Source organism: Varibaculum timonense (assembly GCF_027694345.1).
Classification (GTDB): domain Bacteria; phylum Actinomycetota; class Actinomycetes; order Actinomycetales; family Actinomycetaceae; genus Varibaculum; species Varibaculum timonense_A.
Genome location: NZ_JAQEVU010000006.1, coordinates 26460 through 44474 on the forward strand (window position 1 = coordinate 26460; position 18015 = coordinate 44474).

The 18015-nt window shown below is 52.7% G+C and carries 11 protein-coding genes and 2 tRNA genes; 11 read left to right on the top strand and 2 right to left on the bottom strand.

Translation table 11 applies throughout. The features are described 5' to 3' along the window. Positions 1-44 precede the first annotated feature (44 nt). The 11 genes from pstS to PG728_RS06120 all read left to right on the top strand — a co-directional run bounded on the left by pstS (position 45) and on the right by PG728_RS06120 (position 12279). Positions 45-1145 (top strand): phosphate ABC transporter substrate-binding protein PstS, encoded by a 1101-nt coding sequence (pstS, locus tag PG728_RS06070; RefSeq protein WP_270626412.1) that lies wholly within the window; start codon positions 45-47, stop codon positions 1143-1145. Positions 1146-1222: 77 nt separating this feature from the next. Beyond that, a complete protein-coding gene (pstC, locus tag PG728_RS06075; protein WP_270626413.1) occupies positions 1223-2194 on the top strand; it encodes a phosphate ABC transporter permease subunit PstC in 972 nt (323 codons plus the stop codon). Continuing rightward, a complete protein-coding gene (pstA, locus tag PG728_RS06080) occupies positions 2195-3334 on the top strand; it encodes a phosphate ABC transporter permease PstA (RefSeq protein ID WP_270626415.1) in 1140 nt (379 codons plus the stop codon). Between the two features lie 58 nt (positions 3335-3392). After that, positions 3393-4172 (top strand): phosphate ABC transporter ATP-binding protein PstB, encoded by a 780-nt coding sequence (pstB, locus tag PG728_RS06085; protein ID WP_270626416.1) that lies wholly within the window; start codon positions 3393-3395, stop codon positions 4170-4172. A 135-nt stretch (positions 4173-4307) separates the two neighbouring features. Continuing rightward, the gene (locus tag PG728_RS06090) at positions 4308-5393 is read left to right on the top strand and encodes a sensor histidine kinase (protein ID WP_270626417.1); all 1086 of its coding nucleotides are present in this window, start codon (positions 4308-4310) and stop codon (positions 5391-5393) included. Beyond that, positions 5393-6079, top strand: coding sequence for a response regulator transcription factor (locus PG728_RS06095; protein ID WP_270626418.1), 687 nt, complete (start codon positions 5393-5395; stop codon positions 6077-6079). The genes PG728_RS06090 and PG728_RS06095 overlap by 1 nt, the downstream gene beginning before the upstream one ends. 264 nt (positions 6080-6343) lie before the next feature. Next, positions 6344-8368 carry a DNA topoisomerase (ATP-hydrolyzing) subunit B gene (gyrB, locus tag PG728_RS06100; protein ID WP_072510412.1) on the top strand — a complete coding sequence of 675 codons (2025 nt, stop codon included), beginning with the start codon at positions 6344-6346 and terminating at the stop codon, positions 8366-8368. Positions 8369-8383: 15 nt separating this feature from the next. Beyond that, positions 8384-11050, top strand: a complete 2667-nt coding sequence (gene gyrA, locus PG728_RS06105) for a DNA gyrase subunit A (protein WP_270626419.1) — start codon at positions 8384-8386, stop codon at positions 11048-11050. Positions 11051-11064: 14 nt separating this feature from the next. Next, entirely contained in the window at positions 11065-11826 is a 762-nt protein-coding gene (locus tag PG728_RS09320; RefSeq protein WP_333558167.1) for a DUF3566 domain-containing protein, read from the top strand. A gap of 135 nt (positions 11827-11961) precedes the next feature. Next, positions 11962-12035, top strand: a tRNA-Ile gene (locus PG728_RS06115). A 171-nt stretch (positions 12036-12206) separates the two neighbouring features. Continuing rightward, positions 12207-12279 (top strand) — tRNA-Ala (locus PG728_RS06120). A gap of 190 nt (positions 12280-12469) precedes the next feature. Here PG728_RS06120 and PG728_RS06125 read toward each other — a convergent pair. Together PG728_RS06125 and putP are read right to left on the bottom strand one after the other, a co-directional pair. Continuing rightward, entirely contained in the window at positions 12470-15964 is a 3495-nt protein-coding gene (locus PG728_RS06125) for a bifunctional proline dehydrogenase/L-glutamate gamma-semialdehyde dehydrogenase (RefSeq protein ID WP_270626420.1), read from the bottom strand. 174 nt (positions 15965-16138) lie between these two features. Next, positions 16139-17830: a sodium/proline symporter PutP gene (gene putP / locus PG728_RS06130; protein WP_270626422.1), complete on the bottom strand. Its 1692-nt coding sequence runs from the start codon at positions 17828-17830 to the stop codon at positions 16139-16141. Positions 17831-18015: the final 185 nt, after the last annotated feature.

An 18015-nucleotide genomic window follows, 5' to 3' on the forward strand; every position in this document is an offset into this window, starting at 1 on the left:
CTTGCAAGTGTCAATGAAAGATCAAAAAGAATCGAAGGAAAGAAATGCGCAAGAGCATTAAATCTTTAGCTGTTATCGCTGGTATAGCCCTTTCAGCAACCAGCCTATCCGCCTGCGGCTCTGATAACGCCACCGGAACGTCTGAAGCTTCAAATAAAACCCAGACCTTAAGTATTTCCGGAAAACTAGCAGGAGCTGGTGCGTCCTCCCAAAAAAGCGCCGTTGAAGCCTGGAAAGCCGGATTCTCGCAAGTAGCCAATAATGTGGAAGTAACCTATGACCCGACTGGTTCCGGGGCGGGGGTCACGACCTTCCTACAGGGAGGCGTAGCCTTCGCGGGGACTGATGAGGCGCTTTCCACTGAAGAAATCGATAAATCCGCTGCGGTTTGCAAAGATTCCAAGGCCATTAACCTGCCGGTTTACGTATCTCCAGTGGCTGTTGCCTTCAACCTAGATGGCATCAAGACTCTGAACCTGAAACCGGAAACCATCGCTAAAATTTTCCGGGGAGAAATCAGCAAATGGAACGACCCCGCGATTGCCGCTGATAACGCCGATGTGAAACTGCCTGATAGCAAAATCGTGGCCATTCACCGCGCCGACCAGTCGGGAACCACCGAGAACTTTACCGATTACCTGCACGCGGCAGCTCCTAGCGCCTGGCCGGATAAGCCCTCAAAGGACTGGCCGGTAGCAGGGGGCGAATCTGGAGATAAAACCGCAGGGGTAGTAGATAACCTGAAGAAAACTGTCGGCACAATCGGTTATATCGATGCCTCGCAAGCCGGTGATTTTGGAACTGCCGCGCTCAAGGCCGGTGACAGCTTCGTGGAATACTCAGCCGCGGCAGCCGCCAAACTGGTTGAAAACGCTGAAGTTGAGGAGGGACGGGCAGAAAATGACCTTGCTCTGAAACTAAACCGCACCCCGGATGATCCTGAGGCCTACCCGTTGGTACTGGTCTCCTACTACGCGGTTTGCCCGCAGTACAAAGACGCTAACACCGCGAAACTGGTGAAAGCCTGGGTGAACTATGTGGTCTCTGCTGAGGGGCAGCAGAAAGCAGCAGAGGCAGCCGGATCTGCGCCCCTAGGCACGGAAATCACCAAAAGAATTAGTGCCGCGGTAAATGCCATCAAGTAAGAACTCAAAATAGGTCATGGCGACCAGGGGCAGCAAAATAATGCCGGTTCCCCTGGTCTTAACCACCTGGAGGAAACGTGAGTACCAAAACCCTCCCCGAAAAACAAGAATCTAAAGCAGCTTCCTCTCGAAAGGGAATTTTCAACTGGGATGGACTGTTTTATCTCGCTACTAAAGGTTCAGCGGTAGTTATTGCCGCCGTGCTAGCCCTGGTAGCAATGTTCCTAACTATGCAAGCCTGGCCGGCAATCTCCAACCCGGATTTACGCCTGCGAATGCGTGGACGCACCGAAATGGTGAGCATCTGGGAATATGTTGCGCCCCAGCTATTTGGAACAGTGCTGGCAGCGGCGATTGCTTTGGCGATAGCGTTGCCACTTTCAATCGCGCTAGCAATCTTCATAAACTTTTATGCTCCCCAGAAAATCTCGGCAATCATCGCGGGATTGATTGACGTAATGGTGGCGATACCCTCCGTGGTGTACGGTCTGTGGGGCGGACTGGTTTTGCTGCCAATCTTGCAGCCGATTATGGAATTTCTCGCCACCTATTTCGGCTGGTTTCCGCTGTTTTCCGGACCGGTATCCCCGATAGGACGGGTAATTTTCTCGGCCTCCGTAGTGCTGGCGATTATGGTGATTCCGATTATTACCGCCCTGTGCCGCGAGGTTTATGCTCGCGCCCCTAGCTTGGAAATGGAGGCAGCTTTGGCACTGGGAGCTACCAAATGGGAAATGATAAAAACTGTGGTTTTGCCCTTTGGGCGTTCGGGTACAGTCTCGGCAGCCATGATTGGGTTAGGGCGAGCCCTAGGAGAAACTATGGCAGTGGCGATGGTGCTTTCTCCTGGCGCCTCCTACGTGTGGTCGCTGTTTCGGGCGGGAGCGCACTCTACGATTGCCTCCAATATCGCCCTCCAGTTCCCAGAGGCTGATTCCAATATGGCGGCAGCGCTAATCTTCACCGGTCTAGTGCTGTTCATGCTGACATTACTGGTCAATTCGGGTGCCCGTTGGTTGGTAGCCCGTAAAGAAAGTGCGGGGAAATAAATGAGTGAAGAAAATCAGAATCAGGGCGACCTGAAGTTAAAACAACAATCTATAGGCATCGGCAAAGATTCCGCCGGTACTCGAGCAGTTAGTCAAGGTAAAAGTGATAAGCTTGCGGCTTTATCTTCCTCGGATAATACTTCCGCTCTTCAGGCGGTAATCCTAGAGAGAAAGCTGAAATATCAGGAAAAACCCGAAAATACCGAGCCCAAAACGAAGCTACAGCCCGCCCGGCTGGGCGGAGAAAAAGCGCTCAGTTTTCGCCGCCGGTTCACTAATAAGGCGATTGCCGCTTCTATGTGGCTGTGCGGCCTGTTGGTGCTCGCGATATTGGTTTCGATCGGATATGAACTGATTAGCCGAGGCATCGGGATTATTTCCCCCTACTTCCTGAGCGTATCTATGAAAGGCGTGTACGGGGGGATGGAAGCTGGCGGTATCTATCACGCACTAATTGGAACCTTACTTATTACCCTGGTAGCAGCGGTTATTTCTGTTCCCCTGGGGCTGTTGGTAGCCATCTACCTGACCGAATATGCGGGTAACACCAAGTTCGCCAAACTCACTACCACCCTGGTAGATGTGATGACCGGTATTCCTTCTATCGTTGCCGGCCTGTTCGCGGCGGCTTTATTCACCATAGTGATTGGCCCGGCGTACCGCTCCGGTCTCATGGGGGCAGTTGCCCTCTCGGTACTAATGATTCCCCTGGTAGTGCGCTCATCTGCCGAAATGTTACGGCTGGTACCTAACGACTTGCGAGAAGCTTCCTACGCCTTGGGGGTTCCCAAATGGCGCACCGTGATATCGATTGTGCTGCGTACCTCCGCAGCCGGTTTGGTGACTTCAGTGGTGGTGGCAATCGCCCGCGTTGTGGGGGAGACGGCTCCTTTGCTGATTACCGCCGGAATGTTTGACGCGATTAACAACAATGTGTTTTCCGGTCGCATGGAAACCTTGCCGGTCTATATCTACCAGCAATACACCTCCACAGTTTCGTGTGCCGCCCACGCGGTCAATTGCAACCCCACTATCAATGTGGAGCGTGCCTGGGGCGCGGCTTTAGTACTGGTATTCGCGGTATTGGTTTTGAATCTGGCTGCCCGTTTTATGGCGAAGAAACTCTCGATTGGAAAATAGCTGGCTCGTCCTCGCTGGGGGGCAGGGCTGCAAGAAGTAAAAGCAGACAGGAAAGAAAATGGCGATTTGTTTAGAAACTAAACATTTAGACGTCTACTACGGTGATTTCAAAGCCGTAGAGGATGTAAATATGACGATAGAAACCCAAACGGTAACTTCCCTGATTGGGCCGTCTGGGTGTGGTAAATCCACGGTACTGCGCACTTTGAATCGGATGCATGAAGTTACTCCCGGAGGGCGCATCGAGGGCGAAGTGCTCCTGAATGGCGATAACCTCTATGGCAAGGACGTAGACCCGGTAGAGGTACGGCGGATGATCGGGATGGTGTTCCAGCGTCCGAATCCCTTCCCCACTATGTCGATTAAGAACAACGTGCTCGCCGGATTGCACCTGAATCGGGTGAAAATCAGTAAAGACGAGGGCGAGCAGATAGTAGAAGAATCCCTAAAAGGCGCGAACCTGTGGGAAGAAGTCAAAGATCGCCTAGATAAGCCCGGCGCTTCCCTCTCTGGGGGTCAGCAGCAACGCCTGTGTATTGCGCGGGCGATTGCGGTTAAACCCGAAGTGCTGTTGATGGATGAGCCTTGCTCGGCGCTCGACCCCATCTCTACTTTGGCAATCGAGGACTTGATTGCGCAGCTAAAAGCAACTTATACGATTGTGATTGTCACCCACAATATGCAGCAGGCGGCGCGAATCTCTGACCAGACCGCGTTCTTCAACATTTCCGGGCCGCGCCAACCCGGAAAACTGGTCGAAATAGGGCCCACCGAATCCGTCTTCCTCACCCCTCACGAAAAAGTTACCGAAAACTATATTGCGGGGCGTTTCGGATAGGACGAGCCCTGGGGTTTACGCATCGAAGTAACTATTGGATTGAGCAAAAAGATGAGCGCTATCCACGGTAAACAGTACTTTAACTAAGAAAAGAAAATTAGATTGTCAGATAAAGAGAGCCCTAAAATAAAAAGCATGGAGAGCGCAAACGCCCAGGCAGGTTGGGATGATTCCGGTTGGCGCGTAGAGGATTTATCTTCAATCCTTGATGCTTTACCGGAAGCCTCAGTGGTGCTGGAACCAGATAACTCCTTTGCGTACGTATCCCAACTGGCGCGCCTTATCCCCCTATTTCACAATGGGGTTATCGAATATGCGCAGCTACTAGCGCAGATAGAAGAGGCGCGCCAGAGCGGAAGAATCGTTGAACAAGACTACGATTTGGTACATCCCGATGCGGCCGTCCCCTGGTCGGTCAGGGTGCGAGTGGCTCCCATATCTTCGCGGCACACCCTAGTTTTGCTAGAGGACCGCACCCGCGTCCTCCAAGCTGATGCTACCCGTCGCGAATTCGTAGTTAATGCTTCCCATGAACTAAAAACCCCGGTGGGAGCGATTTCCTTGCTGGCAGAAACCATTCACGATAACGCCGACGATGTGCAGGCAGTCGAGACTTTTTCCACCCAGCTAGTTAAAGAATCACGGCGACTAACCAAACTGGTTTACGAAATTATTTCCTTAGCGCGCCTGCAAGATGGGCGCTTGCCAGCTAAACCACGTTCAATGTTGGCAATCGAAGCTATAAACGATGCTCTCGACCAGGTGCGTACCGCAGCCGAGGACTCAAATATCGCTTTGAACACCCATTTTCCGCAAGGAGAAGACATTCTAGTTCATGCCGACTTAGAGCTACTGACTTCTGCCCTGCAGAACCTGTTGGAAAACGCGATTCGCTATTCCAATCCCGGCGGACAGGTAGATGTCACCCTGCGCGAAAACGACAATGTGGTTATCGAAGTCGCTGATAACGGGATAGGGATATCTGAAGAAGACCAAAAACGAATTTTTGAACGCTTCTACCGGGTAGACCCAGCCCGTTCCCGCTCGACTGGCGGAACCGGCTTAGGGCTGTCAATCGTAAAACACGTAGTTTCGGATTTGAACGGCTCTATTCACGTGAATTCGAAACCGGGGGAGGGCGCAACTTTCGTTATCACCTTGCCTCGCCACACCCCCAAGGACACGCAAGTTAATCAGATAGCGCTCACAAAGGAAGAGTAATGACCACGATACTAGTAGTTGAGGACGAGGAAGCCTACCGCAGCCCTCTCGAATACTCCCTCAAACGTGAGGGTTACGAGGTAATCGGGGTAGCCGATGGCGACCAGGCACTATCGGCGGTAAAAACCAACCATATCGACCTGATTCTATTGGATTTGATGCTCCCAGGGATTCCTGGAACCGAGGTTTGCCGCCAGGTGCGTGAAAACTACGACACCCCCATCATTATGGTTACCGCTAAAGATGACGTGGTTGATGTGGTTATCGGTTTGGAACTGGGCGCAGATGATTACGTGACTAAGCCCTATCGTTTCCGCGAACTCCTGGCGCGAATCACCGCAGTTTTACGCCGCACTCAAGATGTTCCCGAAATCGGAAACATATTAGAGGTTGGCCCCATCACCATGGATGTTGATCGCCACGAAGTGCGGGTACATGGGGAACTAAAAGAGCTACCACTACGCGAGTTTGAACTGTTGGAGTATTTTTTGCGTAACCCTGAACGAGTGCTCACTCGCGGACAGGTCATGGACAGGGTGTGGGGTGAAAACTGGTTCGGTGACCCCAAAACCCTGGATGTGCACGTTAAGAGGTTACGCTCCAAGATTGAGGACGACCCGCACTCGCCCAAGATTATCGTGACGGTGCGCGGGCTCGGCTACCGGATTGTAAATCCAAATAAATAGTCCTACCTCAAGGTCTTTGCGCGCGCTTTCCTAAAACCCCATGCACGTCCTCCTGAATTTTGCGTTAGGCGCGCCGAAAGTAAAAAAGTGACTTTCCCCCGAAAACTGGGTTGAAGCCGTAAAATGTGGGTTTTTGAGGCTTTCACGGTAGAATAGGGTCAGTGAGCGCCAGATTTTCGGCGTGAATGCCCTGGGGTGAACAGCGCCCACTGGTCGGGAATAACCGGCTCGGGGCCAGCGAACTAGGTCAAGGAGATTCAGCAGGTGGCTGATCTGGGTGAGCAGCAAGTCCAGCACGAATACGGCGCGGACGACATCACAGTATTAGAGGGACTAGAGGCAGTACGCAAACGTCCCGGTATGTATATCGGTTCAACCGGGGAGCGCGGTCTGCACCACCTGGTATACGAGGTGGTAGACAACTCCGTTGATGAAGCCTTGGCCGGCTATTGCAACCATATCGAGGTCGCCCTCCAGGCAGACGGCGGGGTGCGGGTCAGCGACAACGGTCGCGGAATCCCGGTGGATATCCATCCCACCGAAAAACGCCCCACGGTCGAAGTAGTAATGACTATTCTGCACGCCGGTGGAAAATTTGGCTCCGGAGGCTACGCAGTCTCCGGTGGTCTACACGGGGTAGGCGTGTCGGTAGTAAACGCCCTTTCAACCCGGATGGATACCGTGGTGAAACGGCAAGGCTACGCCTGGCGACAATCCTTCGGCAATGGCGGGCATCCCCTCACCGAACTAGAACGCGGGGAAGAAACCGACCAAACCGGAACGCAGCAAACTTTCTATCCGGACCCGGAAATCTTTGAAACCACTACTTTCAGTTTCGAGATTTTGCGGCAACGCTTCCAGCAGATGGCCTTCCTGAACAAGGGGCTGCGCATCACCCTCACCGATGAACGCCCCGAAGCAACCGATGCCGGCGATCTGGTTACTGGCGATGCCCAAGGCACCGCGGATGATCCAGTTCCCGGATTCCGGCGAGTATCATTCATGTACGAAAACGGTTTACGCGACTATGTAGAGTTCATCAACCACTCCAAAAAAGCTGAGGTAATCAACCCTGACATCATTGATTTTGAGGCAGTAAACGAAGATTCCTCCATCAGCCTAGAAATCTCGCTGCAATGGACCACCGCCTATTCCGAGTCCGTACACACCTACGCGAACACTATTAACACCACCGAGGGCGGAACCCACGAAGAAGGTTTCCGCTCCGCCCTCACCAGCTTGATGAATAAATATGCCCGCGATAAAGGCATCCTCAAAGACAAAGATCAAAACCTAACCGGTGACGATATCCGCGAAGGTTTAACCGCCGTAATCTCGGTGAAACTAACCGAGCCCCAGTTCGAGGGGCAAACCAAAACCAAACTGGGAAACACCGAGGCGCGAACCTTCGTCCAACAGCAGGTTTATTCCAAACTGGGGGACTGGCTAGACGCCCACCCCATGGACGCGAAAGCAATCCTGGTAAAAGCACAGCAAGCGGCGACCGCGAGGGTAGCAGCGCGCAAAGCCCGGGAAGCAACCCGGCGCAAATCCGCCCTCGAATCCGTCTCTATGCCCGGTAAACTGCGGGATTGCTCCTCCCGTGATGCCTCCGAATGCGAAATCTACATCGTAGAGGGCGACTCCGCAGGAGGCTCGGCCGTGCAAGGGCGCGACCCGGCTCACCAGGCAATCCTGCCGATTCGAGGAAAAATTCTAAACGTAGAAAAAGCGCGCCTAGACCGCGCCCTCTCCAGTCAAGAAATCCAGTCCCTAATCACCGCGTTCGGTACCGGAATCGGGGAAGATTTCGACATCTCCAAGCTGCGCTATAACGCGATAGTGATTATGGCGGACGCCGATGTGGACGGCCAGCATATCGCCACTTTGCTGCTGACATTGCTGTTCCGCTATATGCGTCCTCTAATTGAAAAAGGGCACGTATTTATCGCTTGCCCCCCGCTTTACCGGCTAAAATGGTCGAACGCACCGCACCAATTCGTGTTCTCCGATCGCCAACGTGACCAATATCTAGAAAGCGGCAAAACCGATGGCAAGCGCCTCCCGAAAGAGGGCGGGGTGCAACGCTATAAAGGGCTCGGAGAAATGAATCCCCAAGAACTGTGGGAAACCACTATGAACCCCGAAGATAGGATGCTCAAACAGGTAACCTTATCCGAGGCCGCCAGTGCCGATGAGGTTTTCTCGATGCTAATGGGCGAGGACGTGGAATCACGGCGAGCTTTCATTCAACGTAACGCCACTGACGTGCGCTTCTTGGATATTTAAGGGACAGGCAAGAAAATGAGCGAAATAGACAATCAAGAAAACCAGCAAGCAGACTCCTCCGAAAAGGCGCAGCACACCGGCGCAGCATTCGGGGCAGGAGATACCCCCGTGGCAGAAAACCACGAAAACAATGCCTCCGGTCTCTTCCAAGCCAAAGGTCACATCAACCAGGTTGATTTAGAGACCGAAATGCAACGCTCCTACCTCGACTATGCAATGAGCGTAATCGTAGGGCGCGCCCTTCCCGAGGTACGTGACGGTCTAAAACCGGTACACCGGCGGATTCTCTACGCCATGTATGACGGTGGCTACCGTCCCAACTCTGGATTCTCTAAATGTATGCGCGTAGTCGGTGACGTGATGGGGCATTTCCACCCCCACGGTGATGCCGCGGTTTATGATGCGCTAGCTCGCCTAGTACAACCCTGGGCTATGCGTTACCCGATGGTTTCTGGGCAAGGAAACTTTGGTTCCCCAGGAAATCTAGGACCGGCAGCTCCGCGCTATACGGAATGTAAAATGGCGCCCCTAGCGATGGAAATGGTGCGGGACATCGATGAAGACACCGTCGATTTTACAGACAACTATGATGGGCGCACCCAAGAACCCACAGTTCTACCGGCACGCCTACCCTACCTGCTGTTAAACGGCTCCGAGGGTATTGCAGTGGGGATGGCAACCCGGATTCCTCCCCACAATATGCGCGAAGTTGCCGACGGGGTACAGTGGGCACTTGACCATCCGGACGCTTCCCGCGAAGAACTGCTAGAAGCCCTGATAGAACGGATTAAAGGCCCTGATTTCCCCACCGGCGCCACTATTTTGGGGCGGAAAGGGATAGAACAGGCATACCGCACCGGTCGCGGCTCCATCGTGCAGCGGGCAATCGTAAACGTAGAAGAAATCAACTCCCGGGTTTGCCTGGTGGTTACCGAACTTCCCTACCAGGTAAATCCAGATAATCTGGCGGCAAAAATCGCCGGACTGGTGAAGGATGGGCAGATTGAGGGCATCGCGGATATTCGTGATGAATCCTCAGATCGCTCCGGGCAGCGCCTAGTGATTGTGCTCAAACGGGACGCGGTACCCAAGGTAGTTTTGAACAATCTGTACAAGCGTACCCAGTTACAGGATTCCTTCCCCGCAAATATGTTGGCGCTGGTAGATGGGGTTCCGCGTACTCTATCTATTGATGGATTTATTTCCAATTGGGTTAAACACCAGTTAGAAGTAATCGTGCGGCGCACGAACTTCCGCCTGAAGAGGGCGCAGGAGCGGCTACATATTTTACAGGGCTACCTGATGGCTCTAGATGCTCTAGACGCGGTAATCGCTACTATCCGCCAATCACCAACAGTTGATGAGGCACGTAGCGCCCTGATGGAGCTGCTGGGGGTAGATGAAGTCCAAGCAGATGCAATCTTGGCTTTGCAACTGCGCCGCCTGGCCGCCCTAGAGCGGCAAAAAATCCTAGATGAACACACCGAACTAGAGGAGCGGGTCAAAGATTTAGAAGATATCTTGGCTCGCCCGGAGCGGCAACGGGGAATTATTTCCACCGAATTGGGCGAGATTGTCGATAAATATGGCGACGAGCGGCGCACCAAGATTGTGCCGTTCGCTGGGGAAATGTCGATTGAGGATTTAATCGAAGAACAGGACGTGGTGGTCACTATTACCCATTCCGGGTATGTGAAACGTACCCGCCTTGACCAGTATCGTAGCCAAAAACGTGGCGGTAAAGGGATTAAAGGGGCGCAGCTACGTGAAGATGACGTGGTAGATCACTTCTTTACTACTACCACGCATCACTGGCTAGCATTCTTTACTAATAAGGGTCGGGTTTACCGGGCGAAAGCCTATGAACTACCCGAGGGGGGACGCGACTCTAAAGGCCAACACGTAGCTAACCTTTTAGCGTTCCAACCGGAAGAAAAAATCGCGCAGGTATTGGCCTTTAGCTCCTATGATGAGGCTGAGTATTTAGCGCTAGCTACCCGCTCGGGGCTAGTGAAAAAGACCCGGTTTACCGAGTACGATTCCAACCGTACCGGAGGTTTGATTGCGATTAACCTGCGGGAAATGGAAGATGGTGCCCCTGACGAGGTAGTTTCTGCCGAACTGGTTAATGGTGACGATGAACTGCTGCTGGTTTCGCATAGGGGACAATCGCTGCGGTTCTTAGCTAGTGATGAGGCTTTGCGTCCTACTGGTCGCGCCACCTCCGGGGTGCGAGGTATGAAGTTCCGTGAGGGCGACCATCTGTTAGCAATGACCGTTACTCGCCCCGACAGTGACCTTTTGGTGGTAACCGAGGGTGGATACGCGAAACGGACCTCGGTAGATGAGTACCGTGTCCAGGGTCGTGGCGGTTTGGGAATAAAAGTTGCGAACCTGGTGGCTGAGCGGGGTGACCTGGTGGGAGCCTTGATTGTTAATGACGATGATGAAGTCATGGTGATTATGCAGTCCGGCAAGGTTCAGCGTTCTCGGGTGGATGAGGTTCCGCGTACCGGTCGCAACACCCAGGGGGTAATTTTCACTCGTCCCGCGAAAGGGGATGCGGTCTTGGCTGTGGCGTTAAATAATGAGAAGACAGACGATAGTGAATCTGATGAGGCGCAGTCTGAGGAACTGAATCAGGCAGTGTCCGCACTGGAAACCGAAACCAGCGAGCTTTAGCGAGAGGCTAATCAATGACAACAGATAATAAAGATCAAGATAAGACTCGCCTAGAGCAGAGCGAGGGAAATCTCTACCCGGACGTGGAATCATCGCAGGTTGATTCGGATTCTACTGATGGGAAAACCGATGATAGCAAACCCCTAACCGACCAGGCGGAGTTAGCTGAGCTAGATAATGGTGAGGGCGAACGCTCCGAAATAGGTGCGACTATCGGGGAATCTTCGGAGCTAGAGGAAGAAGAATCCTTGAAACCGGCGGTTAAGAAACCCAATAAACCTGGAAAAGATACAGGGGTACGGTCCTCGATTCCGCAGGCTAATAAGGGCGTGTCGAGTGCTGATACTGCCACCACTGTCCAGGGGGGAGAGCCGATCCAGGATGAGGCGTCCTCGTCTAAAGTTGGAGAATATCAACCACGTCAAATCTCACTGGTAGTTTCCCGCATTGACCCGTGGACGGTGATGAAAGTTTCGTTTTTGCTGTCAGTAGCTTTGGGGATTGCCATGGTGTTGGCGGGTCTGCTGGTGTGGCTGCTGCTGAATTCGATGAATGTGTTTAGCTCGGTGGAGAACTTTATTAACGATATTGATCCCACCGGTTCGATTGCCTCCATGATTGATTATCTGCGTCTGCCGCGGGTTATGGCAATGAGCACCATTATCGCAGTGTCCAACGTAATTTTGGTTACCGCGTTCTGTACCGTGGGGGCTTTGATTTATAACTTGGCGACTTCGCTGGTTGGCGGAGTTAAATTGTCGCTGACGGACGAGTAGTTTTACTGGCATTCCTAACGTTTTTCGGGGTGGATGAGGGTCTAGGAAAGGGCGTGACAAAACGCACCTATGCCGGGTTTGAAAGCCGGGTTAGGAATGTTGTAATCTGCAATGGTGTTCACGGATGGACATCATGGGCCTATAGCTCAGTTGGTTAGAGCGCAGTCCTGATAAGACTGAGGTCGCTGGTTCGAGCCCAGCTAGGCCCACTGCGAAAGGTATTTGTTTCGGCAATCAACCAGGTAGGTAGATTTTGAAAAGAATCGTGAAACTGCTGTTAATAGTGGTGGTTTTAGCCTGGGGGATTAATGCGGCAAATGACTTACGCACCGATGCTGGAGTTTGGAAATACCTGTAAGCGGGATTTCTGGCTTCCCTAAGGGGCTATGGCGCAGCTGGTAGCGCATCTGCTTTGCAAGCAGAGGGTCGCGGGTTCGAGCCCCGCTAGCTCCACGATGAGGAGTCCGAACGGTGAAAAGCCGTTTGGGCTTTTTTATTAGTGAGGACGACGAAATCGGGGTTAATACCTAAAAGGGGTTGCGGACGGAATGCTGGAAAGCGTTTTATGAAAGCTTTTGTGGGGGTTGGGAAATACTTCCCAACCCCCACAAAGTATTTATTTAGTTATAGACCTAGCGAGCCGCTAGATTTTCACCTGCTCTGACAGGGGAGTATGGTTACCGAAACGGTGGTTAGTGAAGGCTACTGCCTGTTCACGTACAAATGGAATCATTTCTACGCGTCCGCAAGCAGTAACCGGGTGCGACCAGACCGCCACATTCACATTGCCACTAACCGCCTCATTTACGGCTTTAACATCTCCACCAATCAGGCGAATCCGTGCGTCCAGACCGGCACCGGCAGCCCAAGCGGGTAAACGGTCACGGAAAGACTGGTCAGACTCGACCTCGTAATCAATATGCTGTACTCGCAGGTACTGGAGCAGCGCTGAATCTGGTTCCTGCGGCATTGATACCGCCACTTGAGAACCAACGGCGCGACCCGCAGCCGCCAGCATTAACACTTGAGAAGCGTCCTCGCCCTCGGATAGACGAATCAAGACCGGCAGCGCACAGTAACGCAGCACGTTACGCTCTACCCGCAAATCTGAAGGGTCATGTCCGATAGCGAACTCGCTGTCTAGAGCCTGTTGTGAAGAGCGCAGCGAAGCCATCACAAACTCTTTATTAGAGTCGAGGGAGCGCGCCACTTTCGCGCCCTCAACCAGGGCGCGGTTACGTAGCTCCACGCCCTCGTTTTCCGGGATACCGTCGGCTTCCCACTCGCCCAAACCATACAGATAGGACGGACCGCCAGCTTTCGTACCTGCCCCAATCGCGGAGTTCTTCCACCCTCCGAAAGGCTGACGGCGCACGATAGCACCGGTAATACCGCGATTGACATAGACGTTACCGGCCTGTACGCGATCTAGCCACAGGTTGATTTCGTCGGCATCTAAAGAATGTAACCCGGCGGTCAAACCGTAATCGGTGGCGTTTTGAATCTCGATAGCTTCTTCCAGGGTGTCGCAGCGGATAATCCCCAGAATCGGGCCGAAATACTCGGTGAGGTGGTATTCGCTGCCCGGCTGTACCCCTGCGCGAATTCCCGGAGTCCACAGTTTCCCGGAATCATCTAGCTGCTTGGGTTTTAACGCCCAATGCTCGCCCGGTCCCAAAGTGGTTAGACCGCGCAGCAGCTTTCCGGTTGCCGGGGTGCATAGGGAGCCGGTCTGGCTGGCAGGATTGGTGGGATAGTCCACCACCAGCGAGCGTACGCCGTCAAGTAGCTGGCGATGTACCCGCTCGGAATAACCTACTGAACCGACCAAAATAGCCAGCGAAGAAGCCGAGCATTTTTGCCCACAGTGGCTAAACGCTGAGTTAATAATATCTTTGACCGCCAAATCCAAATCCGCTGAGGGAGTAACAATAATTGCGTTCTTGCCGGAGGTTTCCGCCAGCAGACCCATATTGTTATCCCAGGAACGGAACATCTTGGCAGTGTCAATAGAACCAGTCAAAATAACTCGATCTACCCGTTTATCAGCCATTAGATTCTTGCCGAGGTCACGGTTACCTAGTTGGACAAAGTGCAGAACCTCTCGCGGAACCCCAGCTTCCCACATTATCTTGGCAAGCAGCGCGCCGGTACGAGCAGCTTCTTTAGCCGGTTTGAAGATTACCGATGAACCTGCTGCCAACGCCGAAACAGTGGAACCAGTCGGAATAGCAATCGGGAAGTTCCAGGGCGGGGTAGAAACCGTTACCCGTGCCGGCTGGAACTTGGCTCCTGCTTGCTGTTCTAGCTCTAGGCACTGCTGAGCGTAGTAATGGCAGAAGTCCACGGCCTCCGATACCTCGATATCGCCGCCATCTAGGGCTTTACCACATTCAGCGGCCGCGATTTCCATCAGCTGGGCACGATTTTCGCTGAGCCCTATGCCCACGCGGTGAATAATCTCGGACCTTTCCTTGGCGGGACGCGCCGCCCAGACTTTCGCGGCTGCCTCTGCCCCAGCCAGCATTTGATCGAGCACCTTAGCGTCGGAAACGGTGGCTTCCTCGACCTCTTTAATCCCAATCTGACAATCGGGGATAGCTTTAATAATTTGGCGTGCCCACTCGATATTTGCAGGTAGCGAAGGGTCAGAATCCGGGGTGTTTTCAAAAGTCCACTCCCCGTCCTTTTGTACGAAAGATTTAATATCTTCGGTACTCTCGCTGCACCTGTCTTGGTGGCGAACTGGACCGACTTCCACTTCGTGCACCCTATCTAGGGCGCGGCGGAAACGCTGTTCTTCCTTGTGTAAAACGTCAGCATCGTCCAAATCGAAAATATCGGACATGAAGTTTTGTTCCAAGGAGTTTTCTTCTAGCCGCCGCACCAGGTAGGCGATTGCCACATCGTATTCTTCCGGATTAACTACCGGCACATAGAACAGGAGGTGACCGGTATCTTCGGCAACTGCCTTGGATTGGGGGGAAGCCATTCCGGAAAGCATTTCGAACTCTACCCCGCCAGAGTCCAATACCCCGCGTTCTTTAGCCAGTTCATAGGCAAAACCCACGGTGAACAGGTTCATTCCTGCTACCCCGATTTTGATGTTGCGGGTGTGTTCTTTAGTTAGTGCATAGTCGAGCACTTTCATGTAGTTAGAGTCGGTATCTTGCTTGCTCTTTTGGGTGGTGAGTTTCCAGCCACGTTCACGTGACTCTACCGTCTCCATCGACAGGTTTGCGCCCTTTACAACGCGAACCTTAATCCGCCCGCCCCCGCTAGCTACGCGCCGAGCTGCCCACTTTTGTAGGTGTTTCATAGCGGGCAGAGCGTCAGGCAAATATGCCTGCAAGACGATGCCAGCCTCTAGCTTTTCAAGCCCGGGGGTTTCCAGAATCTTCTTGAATACATCAATGGTCATATGGAGGTCTTTGTATTCCTCCATGTCCAGGTTGATGAATTTCTTCTGGTCATAGGAGTTAGCGCGCCGATATAGCGGCAAGAGGGCGTTTACCGCTCTGTCTACCACATGGTCGTAAGCCCAGGGGTTGTGCGGACCGGTAACTGCCGATACTTTTAGGGATACGTAATCTACATCTGGGCGCTCTAACAGCGCCATAGTGTCAGTTAGCCGTTTTTCAGCTTCTTCATCACCGAGAATCGCCTCTCCTAGCAGGTTCATATTCAGCCTGGCGCCACCGTGTTTTAGCCGTTCGATTGCCGGACCAAGTTTGGCATCGGAAACGTCGAGCACCAAATCCCCGACCAGTTTCGCGAACACGCTGCGAGTAATGGGGATAACCAGATTGGGTAGCAGCGGTGCCATTGCCCCACCTATCTTGAAGGGTAGGCGCAGATACCAGGGTAAGAACCCTATGGAAGAGGACGCGAGGCGGTTAAGCTCCTCGGCGGCAACCTTAATATCTTCAGGGCGAATTACCCCATCTACAAAGGCAACTGTAAAGTCCAAACCAGTCTGGTCTTCAAGTACCTGGGAGAGGAGTTTTGCTGCCCGATCTTCTGGGTATTTCTCGGATTCCCGCACCCATTTTTGGGCGCGAGCAACCGCCAGATCTGCAAGGTGACGGCAGTCGCCGGTTTCCCCGCCAGCTTTGGGGGGAGCCACGCTTTCTGACATTTGTTTTAGTCCTTTCTTAGGAAAGAGTTTTTACTAGGTATCAATCGCACCTAAGGCGTAGCGGCTCGAGCTTGCTGGTTGCTCGACCCGCTACGCACTTATATGTTCAAGGTAACACTAGATGCGAGGAAGTGTACCCCGATTTTAGGGACTTCTTTCCTATGTCCCTATTTTTTATTTAGTTGTATTTTTTGTTCTAATCTGCACGTCGCCCTCTACCTCAGCGAATGGCATAGTGGTCACGGGGGTGACAGTTTTTCCTTCGAGGGCAGAGTTAATTTCATCTTGATTAGCGTGTGCAAGTTTAACCGCAAGATTGAATTCTTCGTCTATTTCTTGATTCGGTTTATAGGTTGCTAGCGATATCAGCCAGGAAACTAGCAGATTCAGTAAGAATCCAGGCAGAATCTCGTAGACCTGGAAGAACATCGGTACGTTATCCGGTAGGTTACCCCAGATAGCTACGGTAATTGCGCCGACTGCCATTCCGGCTGCGGCTCCTTGCCAGGTGTATTTGCGCCAGTAGAGGCTGAGTATGATTACCGGTCCAAATGCCGCTCCAAAACCTGCCCAGGCGAAAGCTACTAGCCCTAGAATCGAGTCGGTACGGAACCAGGCGAAGAAAGCGGCGATTACGGAAATCGCTAACACTACCATCCGTCCGGCGTTGATACCCTTGGCTCCCAGCAGTCGGCGTTTCTTAATGCCCCGGTAAATGTCTTCTACTACTGCCGAGGAGGTCACCAATAGCTGGGAAGAAACGGTGGACATGACGGCAGCTAAAATAGCGGCCAGCATAAAACCGGCAAGTATGGCGGGGAAGAGTTTTTCTCCCATTACCAGATAAATGCTTTCCTGGGGGTTGATTTTTACCTTATCTAGGGCGTCTTTGATTCCGGCGAGACCGTTTTCGGTGAGGGCGCGCCCGATTAGAGCGGTCATGGTTGCGCCCAGTACACACAGGAACATCCAGCCGATGCCTAGGCGGCGAGCCGAAGTTGCTTCTTTCGGGGAGCGTAGTGCCATGTAGCGCACGATTACATGCGGCATTCCCACATAGCCTAGCCCCCAGGCTAGCCCGTTTAGAATCGAGAGTTTTCCGGCTGCACCGTCACCAATCATGGAGAACATATGACCTCCTAAGCCGTTTAGAGTATCGGTCATTACTCCGAAGCCACCCAGGGCAACCACCCCGAAGATTGGCACTAGGAGTAGGGCGATTAGCATCATAATGCCCTGTACCATGTCGGTCCATGATACCGCCAGGAATCCGCCCACCAGGGTGTAAAGAATAACTACTCCGGCTACGATTACCATGCCTACGTGGTAGTTCACATGGAAGATGGATTCAAAGAACACTCCGCCGGAAACCATGCCGCTAGCAACGTAGATGGTGAAGAAGAAAAGAATAATAACTCCGGCTACCAGTTGCAGAATGTATTTGTCGTCTTTAAGGCGAGCTGACATGAATGAGGGAACGGTAATTGAGTCCCCGGCAACTTGTGAATAGGAGCGTAATCGCGGCGCTACCCATTTCCAGGCGCACCAAGAACCAATCAGCAGCCCGATGGCTATCCAGGATTCCACCAGACCGGTAAGGTAAAGAGCGCCGGGTAATCCCATCATTAGCCAACCGGACATATCTGCGGCTCCCGCCGAGAGGGCGGCGACTAGGGGCGGTAGGGAGCGCCCGCCAACCATGAAGTCATCCATGGTTTGGGTGCGGGTGTAACCGTAGATGCCAATCAGAATCATGGCTACGAAGTAGATAACCATTGCAATGGCGATTCCGCTGGTGTTTCCACTGCTAATAAAATCTGCTGCACCAACAGTGGGTCTCACTAATGTTGAGAATGTGTTTATCATTTGCTCTCCATTGGGGTTTGTGCCGACAGTTCTGATTGCAAATATAATATCTTGATGTCAAGCTAATCACAATATACCCCGGGACTTTAGATATATGAGACAGTGTAATCCTTTTTTCACGGTATGGGGTAAAATCCCAGAAAAATAAAGGTTTAGATAGAGTTTAAGGTCTGAATAGAAATCAT